The following is a 14717-nucleotide window of genomic DNA, read 5'->3' on the forward strand; positions in this document are numbered from 1 at the left end:
GGCGGTGCCGGGCCTACGGGGTGGTGTCGGGTACGGACTGCTTGCTGTCCTGCGGGGGCGCCTCCTCGGAGCCGCCGGAGCCCCCGGCCGCCCACAGGCCGAGGCCGACGGCCCCCGCCAGGGCGGCCGCGGCCGTACCCAGCACCAGGCGCCGCTTGCGCACCGCCTCCGCGCGGTGCCGGGCGGACCCGGGCCGCGGCGCCCCGGCGGACCGGGGCACGCGGGCGGTGCCGAGGGCCCCGCCGGCCAGCTCCTCGGGCCCGGGGACCCGCATCGAGGTGTGGGTGTCGCGGTTGGAGTCCAGGGCGCCGCCGGGCACCAGCGGGACCGCCCCGCGCCGGCGCACCGGCTCGTCGGGGGCCGCGGCCTCGGACGGGGCCTCCGCGGCCGCGGCGCCCCCGTCCTCCAGGTCGTCGGGCTCGTCCACATCCAGCGGCGGCATGCCCGCGAGCAGCGGGAGCAGCTCGCGCAGCCGGGCGGACAGCTCGGAGGCGCGCAGCCGCGAGGCCGGGGCCTTGGCCAGGCACTGCACGATCAGCTGCCACAGCTCGTCCGGAATGCCGGGGAGCGGGACCACGGTCTCGGTCACGTGCCGGCGCAGGACCGCGCCCGGGTGGCCCCCGCCGAAGGGGGTGAACCCGGCCAGCAGCTCGTACAGGACGGTGGCGAGGGCGTAGATGTCCACGGCCGCGCGCGGGGGCAGGCCCTCGACGATCTCGGGCGCGAGGTAGTCGGGGGTGCCGATGATGCGGGTGCGGGTGCCGGAGGCGTGCGCCCCGGTGCGGCGCGGCGAGTCGATGAGCTTGGCGACGCCGAAGTCGGTGAGGAGCGCGGGGTGGGCGCCGCCGGGGCCGATCGGGCCCTGCATGTCCAGGAGCACGTTCTCGGGTTTGACATCGCGGTGGACCACTCCGGCCGCGTGCGCGGCGGCCAGGGCCTCGGCCACGTCGGCGGTGATCGCCACGGCGGCCTCGGGGGCGAGGCGGCGCTCGCGGTCGAGCCGGGTGCGCAGGTCGGTGCCGCGGACGAGGTCCATGACGAGGGCGAGGTCGTTGCCGTCCACGACGAGGTCGCGGACCCCGACCACGCTGGGGTGTTCCAGGCCGAGCAGGGCACTGCGCTCCTGGACGAACCGTCCCACCAGCTCCTGGTCGGACGCGAGGTCCTCCCGCAGCAGCTTGATGGCGACGGGGCCGTCCGGCCCGTCCCCCAGCCACACCGTGCCTGCGCTGCCGCGCCCCAGGATCTGGTGAGCGGTGTACCGGCTGCCGATCTTCCGTGCCACGACTGCTCCCTCAACCGCTGGCCTACGGCACCCAAACTACGCGGCCGGGAGGGGCTTGGGCGCCATTAGGGGGCCGAGTTCGCGGCGACCTTCACTTCTGCGGGCGAAAACATGCCCCAGAAGTCGACAAATCCATGAAGTCGGCGCTATCGGCCGCCTGCGGGGCGACGCAGACGCCCCCGGGGAGAACCCCCGGGGGCGTCTGCGGGCGCCCGCCGGACCCGCCGGGATCCGGAAGGGACAGTCCTAGAGCTTGGTCCCGGACACGCTGTCGCTGATGTCGGAGATCCAGGTGCCGAGCTGGTCCCACCAGCCCTTGGTGGTGCCGATCCACTCCTGGAGCGGGGTCAGCTCCCAGATGAGCCAGCCGCCCACGAAGAACAGCATGACCATGAACAGGCAGCCCTTGAGGCAGCCCAGGCCGGGGATCCGCATCGGGTTGGCGCTGCGGCGGCGCGGCTCGCGCGGCTCCCGCGGGGCGGGGGGCTGCGGCCTCTGGGGCTGCTGCGGCTGCTGGTGCTGCGGCGGGGCCGCGTAGGGCTGCGGCTGGTGCTGCTGCTGGGGCTGCCGGTACTGCTGCGGCGGCGGGGGCGCCATGTACGGCTGCGGCTGGTGGTGGGGCTGGTGCTGCGGCTGCTGGTACTGCTGCGGCGGGTACGCGTAGCCGCCCTGCGGCTGCTGGTGCGGGGCCTGCCGGTACGGCTGCTGCTGCGGCGGGGGCGGCGCCTGGCGCTGCGGGGGCTGCTGCGGGGGCCGGCCCTGCGGCGGGTGCGGGGGCTGCTGGGGCTGCTGCGGCCGGCGCTGGGGGCGGCGGCGCAGCGGGTCCTCGCTCGGGTCGAGGTAGTGCATCTGCGTCTGCTCGTTGCGGTCGCGCACGCCCTGGAGCTGGGACTGCCACGGGTGCGGGGCGTCCGGCTGCTGCACGGGCGGCATGACCGAGGTGGCATCGGCGGGGCCGCCGGAGCTCGGCAGGACCGAGGTGGCGTCGTTCGCGCCGACGGGCGGCAGGACGGACGTGGCGTCGTTCGCCCCCACCGGCGGCAGCACGCTGGTCATGGCGTTCGGGTCGTACCCAGCCGGGCCCTGGGCCGGGCCCGCGGCCAGGACCTGGGTCGGGGCGGCGGCGCCGGGGGTCTCGGGGACCGGGGCCGGGGAGGGGTCCGGGGCCAGCAGGGCGCCGACGCCGAGGGCGGCCTCGACCTCGGTCGGGGAGGAGTGCACGCCGATGCCGGCGGCGACCACGCGCAGCCCGCGGGCCAGGCTGAGGGCGCTCGGGCGCTCGGAGGGCTCCTTGCGCAGGCAGCGCTCGATGACCGTCCAGAGCGGCTCCGGCATGGTCGGCGGGCGCTGCGGGTCCTCGCTGAGGTGGCGGTGGAGCACCTCCAGCGCGGTGCCCCCCGCGAACGGCGGGCGGCCCGTGACCAGCTCGTACAGCAGGATGCCGGCGCCGTAGATGTCCACGGCCGAGGTCTGCGGGCGGCCCTCGGCGGACTCGGGGGCCACGTAGGCGGGGGTGCCGACGAACTCGTGGGTGCGGGTCAGGCCCGGGGAGTCGGCGAGGCGCGCGATGCCGAAGTCCGTGAGCATCGGCTTCATGCTGCCGCCGCTCTCGTCCAGGAGCACGTTGGCGGGCTTGAGGTCGCGGTGGACCACCCCGTCCGCGTGGCTGGCGGCGAGCGCGTCCGCGATCTGGGCGGTCAGCAGGCTGGCCGCGACCGGGGTGAAGGGCCCGTTCTCGCGGATGTACTTGTAGAGGTCGGGGCCGTCGACCAGGTCCATGACCAGGGCGAGCAGGTCGCCCTCGACCACGAGGTCCCGGGTGCGCACGATGTTCGGGTGGGTCAGGCGCAGCAGGACGGAGCGCTCCCGCAGGAAGCGCATCACGATGTCGGGGTCGTTCGCGAGCTCTTCCTTGAGCACCTTGATGGCGAGGGTCTCGCCCGGCTGCCCCGGAACGGCCGCCTCGGCGCCGGCCGTCTCGCGCTGGCGCGCACGCCAGACGGTGCCCGTGGCGCCGCGGCCGAGCGGCTCCTCGAGGAGGTACTTGCTGCCGACTGGCCGCACGACATGCGCTCCCTGGTCCGTAAATTCTTGTCCGACCACTGTAGGGGGTGGCCCCCCGGAAGACGCGGGAGCGGGACGGTTGGTTGCCGCACATGCGTGCGGCGGGTGAAGCCGCGGGGGATTCCCCGGGTCGGTTTATGTCCGGATGTGCACCCTTGGGTGACCGATCAAGATCACTTTTGGGTGGCTGGCGGGCGTGTTGTCGGTGGCAAGTGCGAGGATGCACCCAGCCGGATCCACGGGGGCGGGAGCCCCGCGTCCGGCAGACCTGACCGGACGACGCGTCCGCGCCGGGTGGGGGCGGTCCGCGGGCGTGCTGCCGCGGTTCCCCTGCCGGGCGCACCGCGCAGAAGGGACCGCTGACGGCGATGCAGATCCGGCTGACCGTCCTCGGGCCGCGCAGCGGCCACCCGAGCGGGAGCGCGCGCAGCGACGTGCTCGTCACCGCGCCGGCCGGCACCCCGCTCGCCGCGGTGGCCTCCGGCCTGGCCTCGACCGTCGGCGGTCCGGACACGGGCGGGACGGTCCTGCTGTACGCGGGCCGCGAGCGGCTCGACCCCCAGCGCCACACGCTGGGCGAGCCCCCGCTGATCGACGGCGCCGTCCTGTCCCTGCACCTGCCGGTGGCCGGGGAGTCCCCCGCCGCCGGCCCCGCCGCCCGGCTGCACGTGGTCGCGGGCCCGGACGCGGGCGGGGTGCACCTGCTGCACGGGGGCGCGGTGCGCATCGGCCGCTCGGCCGATGCGGACGTCCCGCTGGACGATCCGGACGTCTCCCGGCTGCACTGCGTGGTCACCCTGGCCGAGGACGGCCGGGTCTCGGTGGCCGACATGGACTCGACGAACGGCACCGCCCTGGACGGCCGCCCGGTCGGGCGGACCCCGGTGCCGCTGCGCCCCGGTGCGGTCCTGACGGTCGGCGAGTCCGCGCTGTGCCTGGTCCCGGCCGGGTCCCCGGCCCCGGCCCTCGCGCTCACCCCGGACCTGGAGGGGCACCTCAGACTGGCCAAACCAGGCGCCGCTCCGGCACCGGCGTCCGCCTCCATCCCCGTACCGCGGACCGGTACGGCCCATGCGCCCGCGGCCCCGGCAGTGCCGGCAGCAGCAGCGCCCGGAGCCGCAGCCCCCGCCGGACCGCCCCGCGCGGCGGGTACGGTCCTCCCGCCCGCCCCCGCCGCTCCCCCGGCCCCCCTCGCCGCGGACCCGGCCGGCGCCCCGGCACCCGGGCGGCGCGGGCTCGGTGCCTGGGCCCGCCGTCGCTTCGGCCGCGACGAGACGTACGGCGGCTCCCCGGCAGATCCCGCGCGGGCCGCCGGACCCGAGCCGGAGCCCGGTCCCGCCGGGGCCGTTCCCGACGGGCGGCCCGATCCGGCCGCCCTGCTGCTGGCCGCCCTCGGCCCCGGCCCGCTGCTGTGGGAGCGCGGCCCGGAGCACCCGGACGCCCTGCTGGTGCGGCTGGGGAACGGCAGCGCGGTGCCGCTGCGCGCGTGCGGCGCGCTCGGCCTGGCCGGCCCGCGCCCCCGGCTCGCCGGACTCGCCCGCTCCGTCGTCGCCCAGCTCGCCGCCCTGCACGCGCCGCAGGACCTGGAGCTCGTACTCGTCAGCACGGACCGGGCCCGGCCCGCGGCCGAGCGGCGGGCGGAGTGGTCCTGGCTGGGCTGGCTCCCGCACACGCGCCCCGCGCACGGCCAGGACTGCCGGCTGCTGCTCGCCTTCGACAAGGAGCAGGCCGCCGCCCGCACCGCCGAGCTGACCCGGCGGCTGGACGACAGCCCGCTCGGGCCCGGCTGGGCCGCCGCGGACCGCCGGGCGGTGGCCGAGGCGGCCGCCGCGTACCGCGGCCCGCGCACCGTGCTCGTCCTCGACGGGGACCCCGGTCCGGGTCCGCTGCGCGAGGCCGCGGCCCGGCTGGCGGGGCACGGCCCGGCCGCCGGGGTGCACGTGCTGTGCCTGGCGGAGGCCCCGGCCGCCTCCCCGGCCTCCCCGGTCTCCGACACCTTCGAGGCGGCCTGCGCGGCTTCCCCCGCCTTCCGCGACTGCGGTACGGCCGCCCTGCTCAGCGGGGACGTGGCCACCTCCCTGCGGGTGCTCCCGGTCTCCGGCGGCCGCCCCGCGGGGCACGGGACGACGGTCGTGGCGGACGCCGTGTCGGCCGCCTGGGCCGAGCGGTTCGCCCGCGCGCTGGCCCCGCTGCGCTCCGAGGCCGCGGGCTCCGCGCCCCGGCAGGGCTCCGCCGCGGCCCTCCCGGCCACGGCCCGGCTCCTCGACGAGCTGGGGCTGGCCCGGGCCACCCCGGCCTCCCTGATGGCCCGCTGGGCCGCGGCGACGGACCAGGGGCAGGCCGTGGGCGGGCTGGCCGAGGTGGTGCTCGGCAGCGGACTGCGCGGCCCGGTGGGCCTGGAGCTGGTCGCCGAGGGCCCGCACCTGCTGATCGAGGGCCCCGCGGGCAGCGGCCGCACGGAGCTGCTGCGCTCGGTCGCCGCCTCCCTGAGCTCGGCCGCGCGCCCGGACCGGCTCGGCCTGCTCCTGCTCGACGGGGCGGGCGGGGAGCGCGGGGAGGGCCTGCTGCCCTGCACCGAGCTGCCGCACGTGTCGGCCCACCTGGTCGCCAGCGACCCGCTGCGGATGCGGGAGTTCGCGCAGGCGCTGGGCGCCGAGCTCAAGCGCCGCGCGGAGCTCCTCGACGGGGCCGCCTTCGCGGACTGGCACGCGCAGCGCGAGCTGGCCGGCCGGCTGGTCTCGCCGCGCCAGCCGAGCGCGGCGGAGCTGCGCGGGGACCTGGAGCCGCAGCGCTCGGGCACGCTGCGGCTGCGGTCGGGCACGGCGAAGGCCGAGCTGTCCGGGCCCACCCCGCTGCCGCGGCTGGTGGTCCTGGTCGACGATTTCGACGCGCTGGTGGCGCCGGCCCTGGGCAGTCCGGGGCGGCCCGCGGCCGGTTCGGTGGTCCGGGCGCTGGAGGCCGTGGCCCGCGACGGCGGCCGCCTCGGCGTGCACCTGGTCGCGACGACGGCCCGCCCGGAGCGCACGGCCGACACCGAGCTGGGCCGGGTGGCCTGCCTGCGGGTGGAGCTGACGGCCGGCGAGGGCCCGGAACCGGGTCCGGCCCCGGACGGCCGGGACCGCCCGCCGGCCGGCCGGGGGGTGCTGCACCGGACGGACGGGCGCTCGGTGCCCTTCCAGGGCGGCCGGGTGACCGGCCGGATCCCGCGCACGGCGACGCAGCGGCCGACGGTCGTCCCGCTGGAGTGGGAGCGGGTCGGCGATCCGCCGGCCCGCCGCCCGGTCCGGGAGCTGGGCAACGGGCCGACGGACCTGGCGCTGCTGGCGAGCGCCCTGGACCGGGCATCGCACCTGGTCTCGGCCGTGCCGGTGCTCTTCCCGCCCGCCCCCTGACCCGCCCCCGGCCCGCCCCTCGTGCCGACCGGTCCAGGGCCCGCCCCCAAGTCCCGGTCCCGCAGGCGGTATTGCGGCCGCCGGACGGTCGGCGTATCCCTGAGGGACCGGACTCGGCCACAGATGCGGGGGCAGTCATGGGTACGAACAGGCAGCGCGCAGGCGGTCGGCGGGCGTACGCACGGGGAGCCAGGGCCCGGATCTGGGCTGCGCCCGCCCTGGTCGGCGTACTCGCGCTGAACGCCTGCGGGGGCGACGGCGGGGACGGGGCGCAGCAGCCCGCGCCCGGCCCCTCGAAGTCGGCCCCGGGCGTGGCCCTGCCCCGGCTGGCCGGGGAGAAGGTCTCGGTGGCCGCGGTGTGGACCGGCCCGGAGCAGGAGAACTTCACCAGGGTCCTGGAGGAGTTCGAGGAGCGCACGGGCGCCTCGGTGTCCTTCGTCCCGGCCCAGGACCCGATCGTGAACTTCCTCGGTACGAAGATCGCCGGCGGCGAGCCCCCGGACGTGGCCCTGCTCCCCCAGGTCGGCGCCCTGGTGCAGGCCGTGGGGAAGAAGTGGGTGCAGCCGCTGGGCCCGGAGGCGAAGGCGCAGCTGGCGGCGGGGTACTCGGCGGGCTGGCGGGAGCTGGGCTCGGTCGGCGGGACGGCGTACGGCGTGTACTTCAAGGCCGCCAACAAGTCCCTGGTCTGGTACAACTCCGCCGCGTTCGAGAACGCGGGCGCGAAGGTCCCGGCCACGTGGAAGGAGTTCCTGGCCACGGCGGACACGGTGTCGGCCTCGGGTACGGCCCCGGTGTCGGTGGGCGGCGCGGACGGCTGGACCCTCACGGACTGGTTCGAGAACGTCTACCTGTCGCAGGCGGGCCCCGAGAAGTACGACAAGCTGGCGAAGCACGAGATCAAGTGGACGGATCCGAGCGTGGCGGCGGCGCTGGAGACCCTGGCGCAGCTGTGGGGCCGCGAGGACTTCCTGGCGGGCGGCCGCAGCGGGGCGCTGGCCACGGAGTTCCCGAAGTCGGTGACGCAGACCTTCACCGGCGGGGACCGGCCGGCCGCGGCGATGGTCTTCGAGGGGGACTTCGTCGCGGTGAACATCGCGCAGACCGAGGCGGAGATCGGCAAGGACGCCAAGGTGTTCCCGTTCCCGGCGGTCGGGGCGAAGCCCCCGGTGGTCTCGGGCGGTGACGTGGCGGTGGCCCTCAGGCCCTCGAAGGGCGCCCAGGCGCTGCTGACCTTCCTGGCCTCGCCGGACGCGGCGGCGGTCTGGGCGAAGGAGGGCGGCTTCCTGTCCCCGAACCGGCTCCTGGACCCGGCGGTCTACCCGAACTCCATCCAGCGGCGGATCGCGGAGGCGCTGGTCGCGGCGGGCGACGACTTCCGCTTCGACATGTCGGACCAGGCCCCGGCGGCCTTCGGCGGCACCCCGGGCGCGGGCGAGTGGAAGGCGCTCCAGGACTTCCTGAAGGATCCGAAGGACATCGCGGGCACCCAGCGCAGGCTGGAGGCCGAGGCGGCCAAGGCGTACGGGCGCTGAGCCGGTGGGCTCCCGTCCCGTACGCGGGCGCGGGCGCCGGCAGGCCGTAGCGGCGGCCTTCCTGCTGCCCTCGCTGGTGCTGCTCGGCGCCCTGGTCGTGCACCCCATCGGCTATTCGGTGCACCGCAGCCTGTACGACCGCTCCGGGGACTCCTTCGCCGGACTGGACAACTACGCCCGGCTGTTCACGGACGGCGCGATCCGCACCGCGCTGCAGAACACCGCCGTGTGGGTGGTGGCGGCCCCGGTCACGGCCACCGTGCTCGGGCTGCTCTTCGCGGTGCTGACCGAGCGGATCCGCTGGGGTACGGCGTTCAAGCTGGTGGTCTTCATGCCGATGGCGGTCTCGATGCTGGCCGCGGGGATCGTCTTCCGGCTGGTGTACGAGCAGGATCCGGACCGCGGGGTGGCCAATGCCGTCTGGGTGGGGGTGCACGACACCTTCGCCCCGGCCTCGGCCTTCCCCCGGGCCCGCCCGGGCCGGGACGCGCCGCTGGTCGCGGACGGGGCGGGCGGGTACGTGACGCGGGAGCCGGTACGGGCGGGGGTGCCGGCGCTGCTGCCGCTGGTCGGGGTGGCGCCGGACGCGCTGCCTGACGGGACCCGCCCGGCGGCCGCGGCGGCCGCCCGCCCGGACCGGGTGACCGGGACGGCCTGGCAGGACTTCGCGCGGGGCGGCGGCGGCCGCCCGAACACCGTGGACCCGCGGGAGCCGGGGTACGCGGGGATGCGGGTCGAGGCGGTGCGGGAGGGCCGGGTGGTGGCCTCGGTCCGGGCGGGCCAGGACGGCTCCTTCAGCCTGCCGGCGGCGGCCGACGGGGCCCTGCTGCGGCTGCCCGCGTCGAATTTCGCGGCCCCGTACGCGGGGGTGGAGTGGCTGGGTCCGGCGCTGGTGACCCCGGCCGTGATCGGTGCGTACGTGTGGATGTGGGCGGGGTTCGCGATGGTGCTGATCGGGGCGGGGCTGGCGGCCGTACCGCGGGAGCTGCTGGAGGCGGCGCGGGTGGACGGGGCGAACGAGTGGCAGGTGTTCCGGCGGATCACGGTGCCGGTGCTGGCCCCGGTGCTGGCGGTGGTGCTGGTCACACTCGTGATCAACGTGATGAAGATCTTCGACCTGGTGTACGTCATCGCGCCGGGCTCGGTGCAGGACGACGCGAACGTGCTCGCGCTGCAGCTGTACCGGACCTCCTTCGGCACGGACGCCGACCAGGGGGTCGGCTCGGCCATCGCGGTACTCCTGCTGCTGCTGGTGCTGCCGGTGATGGTCTACAACATCCGCCGGATGCGGAAGGAGGGGTCCCGGTGACGGCCGGCCGCGACCGCGCCCCGGGCCGGGCCCGCCGTACGGGAGCCCGTACCGGAGGCCGGACCGCCGCCCGGATCGCCGCGCGCGCCGCCGGCGGGGCGCTGCGGCTCTTCCTGCTGCTGTGCGCGCTGTTCTGGCTGCTGCCGACCACCGGCCTGCTGCTGTCCTCCTTCCTGTCCCCCGCCGACCTCAACTCGGGCGGCTGGTGGCAGGTGCTGACCGCCCCCTCCCGGCTGACCGCTGGGAACTACGCGGACCTGCTGGCGAACGACGCGATCACCGGCTCGCTGCTGAGCACCGTGCTGATCACGGTCCCGGCCACCCTGCTGGTCCTGGTCCTCGGGGCCTTCGCCGGATACGCCTTCGCCTGGCTGGAGTTCCCCGGCCGGGACTGGCTCTTCCTGGCCGTGGTGGCCCTGTTGGTGGTGCCGGTGCAGGTGGCGCTGATCCCGGTGTCCGAACTCTTCGGCACGCTCGGGCTGTTCGAGACCACGGCCGGGGTGGTGCTCTTCCACACCGCCTTCGGGCTGCCCTTCGCGGTCTTCCTGCTGCGGAACTTCTTCGCGGAGATCCCGCGGGAGCTGCTGGAGGCGGCGCGGCTGGACGGAGCGGGCGAACTGCGGCTGTTCGCACGGGTGGTGCTGCCGCTGGGCGCCCCGGCCCTGGCCTCGCTCGGGATCTTCCAGTTCCTGTGGGTGTGGAACGACATGCTGGTGGCCCTGGTCTTCGCGGACTCCTCGTCCCCGCCGGTCACGGTCGCCCTCCAGCAGCAGGTAAGACAGTTCGGGAACAACATCGACGTCCTCGCCCCCGGCGCCTTCCTGTCGATGCTCGTCCCACTCGTCGTGTTCTTCGCCTTCCAGCGGCAGTTCGCCACGGGGGTGATGGCCGGGGCGGTGAAATGACGCTCCGTAACCCGGATGGCGGCACGCTGCGTAACCGAAGGAGGTCCGAGGGGGTTCCTGGGCAATATGCCCGCGCCCGACCCCTGGATGTGACGTGCCCCGGTTCAGCGTGATCGTGCCCGCGTACAAGGTCCAGGCGTACCTGCAGGAGAGTCTGGACTCGGTCCTGTCCCAGTCGTACGCGGACTTCGAACTGATCGCCGTAGACGACTGCTCCCCCGACGCCTGCGGTTCGATCATCGACGAGTACGCGGCCCGCGACCCCCGGGTCACCGCGGTCCACCTGCCGCACAACTCCGGCCTGGGCCCCGCCCGCAACGCGGGCATGGCCCGGGCGGCCGGCGACTACCTGGTCTTCCTCGACGGCGACGACGTCCTGGCCCCCGGCGCCCTGCGGGCCATGGACGACCGGCTGAAGGCCGCGGGCGGCCCCGACGTCCTGGTCTACGACTACGCACGGGCTTACTGGACGGGCGAGTTCGTCCGCAACCGGCTCGCGCACCGCCTCCACGAGGACGGACCGGCGAGCTTCCGCATCGAGGACCGGCCCGCCCTGCTGGGGCTGCTGATGGTGTCCTGGAACAAGGCCTGCCGCCGCGAGTTCGTCGAGCGCGAGGGCTTCACCTTCCCGCCCGGGGCCTACGAGGACACCCCGTGGACCGCGCCGGTCCTGCTGACCGCCGAGTCGATCGCGGTCCTCGACCGGATCTGCGTCCACTACCGCCAGCGCCGCGCGGCCACCGCCCCCGCGGCAACCTCCCGCAGCCGGCTCGACGCCTTCGCCCAGTACGACCGGCTGTTCGCGTTCCTCGACGGGCGGCCCGGCCTCGACCGCTGGCGCCCGCTGCTGTACCGGCGGATGGCCGACCACCACGGCCGGATCCTCGCCGCGCCCGGCCGGCTGCCGCGCGCCGCCCGCGCCGAGTACTTCCGCCGGGCCCGCGCCCAGCTGCGCCGCTACCGCGCCCGCGGCGGCTCCCCCGCCCCCCGCACCCCCGCCACGGCCCGGATCCGGCACGCCCTGATGCGGCTGGGCACCCACCGCACCTACCGGGCGCTGGGCGGAGCCCGCGCAGCCGCCCTGGCCGCCGTCCGCGGGCTGCGGAGCACCGGCAGGGCCCTCAAGACCGGGCTGCTGCTCCTGCACTACCGGCTCCAGCGCCTGCTGCCGCTCCGCTCCGACCTCGCGGTCTTCAGCGCGTACTGGCACGGCGGCTACGCCTGCAACCCGGCCGCGATCGAAGCCAAGGTCCGCGAACTGGCCCCCGGGGTGCGCACCGCCTGGATCTGCGACCCCGCGCACGCGGCGACCGTCCCCGCGGAGACGGCCCGGCTGCGCCCCGGGTCGCGCGCGTACTGGTCCGCCCTCGCCCGCGCCACGTACCTGGTCTCGAACGTCAACTTCGACCGGGCGCTGCACAAGCGGCCCGGCCAGGTGCTGGTGCAGACCCAGCACGGCACCCCGCTCAAGCGGGTGGGCCTCGACCTGCTGGACCGGCCCGCCGCCACCCCGACCGCCGATTTCGGCGCCCTGCTGCGCGGCGCCGACCAGTGGGACTACCTGCTCTCCGCCAACCGGCACTCCACCCTCGTGTGGGAGAAGGCCCTGCCCTCCTCGTACACGACCCTGGAGTACGGCTACCCGCGCAACGACGTCTTCCAGCGGGCCGGCGCCACCGAGGTACTGGAGCTGCGCGAGCGCCTCGGCATCGCCCCGGGCACCACCGCGATCCTGTACGCGCCCACGCACCGCGACTACCGGCGCAGCCGCCCCGAACACCTGGACTTCGAGCGGGTGCTGCGCGACCTCGGCCCCCGCTTCACGGTGCTGGCCCGCTCCCACCTGACGTACGGCACCGGCCCGCTGAGCCGCGACTCCCACCCGCGGCTGGTCGACGTCTCGGCGTACCCGTCGGTCGAGGAGCTCTGCCTGGCCTCCGACGCGCTGGTGACGGACTACTCCTCGCTGATGTTCGACTACGCGGCCCTGGACCGGCCGATCGTGATCCACGCCGACGACTGGGAGGCGTACGAGGCGGCCCGCGGGACCTACTTCGACCTGCGCGCGGCGCCCCCCGGGGCGATCGCCCGGACCGAGGACGAGCTGGTCGACATCTTCGCCACCGGCCACTGGCAGGGCTCGCGCTCGGCGCAGCTGCGGGCGGCCTTCCGGTCCCGGTTCTGCCAGGTCGACGACGGGAACGCGGCGGAGCGGGTGGTGCGCCGGGTGTTCCTCGGGCAGACGTCGGGGCTGCCGGCGTTCGTGCCGCTGGAGGAGCGCCGCCCGGCCCCGGCCGCCCCGGCGGCGGGGGTGACCGCCCCCGGGCAGCAGCGGCGGGGGCTGCGCGGGTTCGACCGGCTCAGCCTGGACTGAGCCGCTGCGCGCCCCGGAGCCCGCGCCCGTGCGGTGGGCGCCCCGGGGCGCTCCTGTGCGCGGGCCGCTCCTCAGGCCCGCGGGGCGGCCAGGCCGGCGGCCACCGAGCGGGCCAGCTCGTCGAGGTAGCCGGCGGGCAGCTCGCCCCGGACGACGACGAGCCGCCAGTACAGGGGGCCGATGGCGAGGTCGAGGGCGCGCTCGGGGTCGGTGCCCGCGGGCAGTTCCCCCCGCTCGACGGCCGCCCGGACCACCTCGCCGGCGATCTCGGTCTCACTGGTCAGCAGGACCCTGCGGACGGCCTCGGCGATCTCGGGGTTGCGGGCCGCCTCCACCAGCAGGTCCGGGACCACCTGCGAGGCGACCGGGTGGCGCAGCAGCTGGTCCATGACCTCCAGCAGGGCGCGCAGGTCCCCGTAGAGGGAGCCGGTGGCGGGGGCGGGCAGGCCCTGTACGGCGAAGGCCGAGACCAGGTCGAGCACCAGGTGGAGCTTGGAGCGCCAGCGGCGGTAGACCGCGGTCTTGCCCACCCCGGCGCGCCGGGCGATCGCCTCGATGGACATCTTCGAGAAGCCGACGGCGGCCAGTTCCTCGAAGACCGCCGTGCGGATGGCCTCGGTGACGTCCTCGCGCAGGACGGCCGCCCCCGCGGGGGCGCGGCGCGGGCCGGGCGGAGGGGCGGAGGGGGTGGTCATGGGCAGAGCATACCGGGGTCCGGCGTTACGACGATACGGTTGCGTTCCGACGTACGACCGGCCTAGTCTCGGCGTAGCGACGATACGGACCCGTCCCGTCGTCAGTGCCGGGGTGCGCCCGCAGCCCGGCGCGTCCGACCCGTGCCCCCGTCGAAAGCGACCTCCGTGAGCGTGCCGACCGCGACCGCACCCGTCCCGCCGCCACCCGCGCCCCCCGCCGGAGCCGACTCCGGCGCCCCCGGTCCGGCAGCGCCCACCGGCGCGGCGGCCGCCCGTCTCGCCGCCGCCCACGGGCTGCGGATCAGCGGGGCCCGGCCCTCCCTGGCCGCGTACGGGCGGGAGCTGTGGGGGCGCAGGCAGTTCGTCACCACCTTCGCCACCGCCCGGATGAGCGCCACGTACAGCACCGCACGGCTGGGGCAGGTGTGGCACCTGATGACCCCGCTGCTGAACGCGGCGGTCTACTACTTCATCTTCGGCGTGATCCTCAACCAGACCCGGCACACCCCGCAGTTCGTCCCGTACCTCGTCATCGGCGTGTTCGTCTGGGACTTCTTCAGCAGCGCCTTCAACGCCGGCACCCGGGCCGTCTCCGGCAACCTCGGGCTGGTCCGGGCCCTGCAGTTCCCGCGCGCGGCGCTGCCGCTGTCGACGGTCGTCCAGCTCTTCCAGCAGCTCCTGGTCACCATGGGCGCACTGGTCCTGATCCTCGTCGCCTTCGGGCAGCGGCCCCGGCCCTCCTGGCTGCTGGCCCTGCCCGCCCTGCTGCTCCTCGCCGTCTTCTGCGCGGGCTGCGCGATGGCCATGGCCCGGATCGGCAGCCGGACCCCGGACGTCAGCCAGCTGATGCCCTTCGTGCTGCGGACCTGGATGTACTTCTCCGGCGTGATGTGGAACATCTCCAAGACCCTGGAGAGCCACGACCTGCCGCACTGGGTCATGCTCGCCTTCGAAGGGAACCCGGCGGCCCTCTACATCGACCTCATGCGCTTCGCGCTCCTCGACAGCTACCCCGCCCACCAGCTCCCGCACCACGCGTGGCTCCTGGCCGCGGGCTGGGCCCTGCTGGCGGGACTCGGCGGATTCGTCTACTTCTGGAAGGCGGAGGAGGAGTACGGCCGTGGCTGACCACCCGCACACCAACCGGCACACGCATCCCAC

The 14717-nt window shown here is 76.0% G+C and carries 9 protein-coding genes; 6 read left to right on the top strand and 3 right to left on the bottom strand.

Annotated features, from left to right (window positions below; genetic code table 11):
- Positions 1-13: 13 nt before the first annotated feature.
- Positions 14-1285 carry a serine/threonine-protein kinase gene (locus ACZ7JZ_RS15390; protein WP_470938586.1) on the bottom strand — a complete coding sequence of 424 codons (1272 nt, stop codon included), beginning with the start codon at positions 1283-1285 and terminating at the stop codon, positions 14-16.
- A 246-nt stretch (positions 1286-1531) separates the two neighbouring features.
- On the bottom strand, positions 1532-3349 hold the full coding sequence (locus tag ACZ7JZ_RS15395; protein WP_470938589.1) for a serine/threonine-protein kinase: 1818 nt from the start codon (positions 3347-3349) through the stop codon (positions 1532-1534).
- 368 nt (positions 3350-3717) lie between these two features.
- Here ACZ7JZ_RS15395 and ACZ7JZ_RS15400 point away from each other — a divergent pair, with 368 nt between their 5' ends.
- The 5 genes from ACZ7JZ_RS15400 (at position 3718) to ACZ7JZ_RS15420 (ending at position 12861) form a co-directional block, all read left to right on the top strand.
- On the top strand, positions 3718-6741 hold the full coding sequence (locus ACZ7JZ_RS15400; protein ID WP_470938592.1) for an FHA domain-containing protein: 3024 nt from the start codon (positions 3718-3720) through the stop codon (positions 6739-6741).
- A 137-nt stretch (positions 6742-6878) separates the two neighbouring features.
- Positions 6879-8273: an ABC transporter substrate-binding protein gene (locus tag ACZ7JZ_RS15405; protein ID WP_470938595.1), complete on the top strand. Its 1395-nt coding sequence runs from the start codon at positions 6879-6881 to the stop codon at positions 8271-8273.
- A 4-nt stretch (positions 8274-8277) separates the two neighbouring features.
- Positions 8278-9582, top strand: a complete 1305-nt coding sequence (locus tag ACZ7JZ_RS15410) for a carbohydrate ABC transporter permease (protein WP_470938598.1) — start codon at positions 8278-8280, stop codon at positions 9580-9582.
- Positions 9579-10487, top strand: coding sequence for a carbohydrate ABC transporter permease (locus ACZ7JZ_RS15415; protein ID WP_470938601.1), 909 nt, complete (start codon positions 9579-9581; stop codon positions 10485-10487). Before ACZ7JZ_RS15410 ends, ACZ7JZ_RS15415 begins: the two co-directional genes overlap by 4 nt.
- A 94-nt stretch (positions 10488-10581) precedes the next feature.
- A complete protein-coding gene (locus ACZ7JZ_RS15420; RefSeq protein WP_470938604.1) occupies positions 10582-12861 on the top strand; it encodes a bifunctional glycosyltransferase/CDP-glycerol:glycerophosphate glycerophosphotransferase in 2280 nt (759 codons plus the stop codon).
- 71 nt (positions 12862-12932) lie between these two features.
- Here the strand turns inward: ACZ7JZ_RS15420 and ACZ7JZ_RS15425 are convergent, their stop codons facing one another.
- The gene (locus ACZ7JZ_RS15425) at positions 12933-13556 is read right to left on the bottom strand and encodes a TetR/AcrR family transcriptional regulator (RefSeq protein ID WP_470938607.1); all 624 of its coding nucleotides are present in this window, start codon (positions 13554-13556) and stop codon (positions 12933-12935) included.
- A gap of 165 nt (positions 13557-13721) precedes the next feature.
- Between ACZ7JZ_RS15425 and ACZ7JZ_RS15430 the strand changes: the two genes are divergently transcribed.
- A complete protein-coding gene (locus tag ACZ7JZ_RS15430; protein WP_470938610.1) occupies positions 13722-14684 on the top strand; it encodes an ABC transporter permease in 963 nt (320 codons plus the stop codon).
- The last annotated feature ends 33 nt before the right edge of the window (positions 14685-14717 follow it).

It is taken from the genome of Streptomyces sp. NPDC038213, from assembly GCF_055600495.1.

Excerpts from the sequence above, each read along its gene's own strand:
- ACZ7JZ_RS15400 (WP_470938592.1), top strand. The coding sequence starts at position 3,718 with ATGCAGATCCGGCTGACCGTCCTCGGGCCGCGCAGCGGCCACCCGAGC.
- ACZ7JZ_RS15405 (WP_470938595.1), top strand. The coding sequence starts at position 6,879 with ATGGGTACGAACAGGCAGCGCGCAGGCGGTCGGCGGGCGTACGCACGG.
- ACZ7JZ_RS15425 (WP_470938607.1), bottom strand. The coding sequence starts at position 13,556 with ATGACCACCCCCTCCGCCCCTCCGCCCGGCCCGCGCCGCGCCCCCGCG.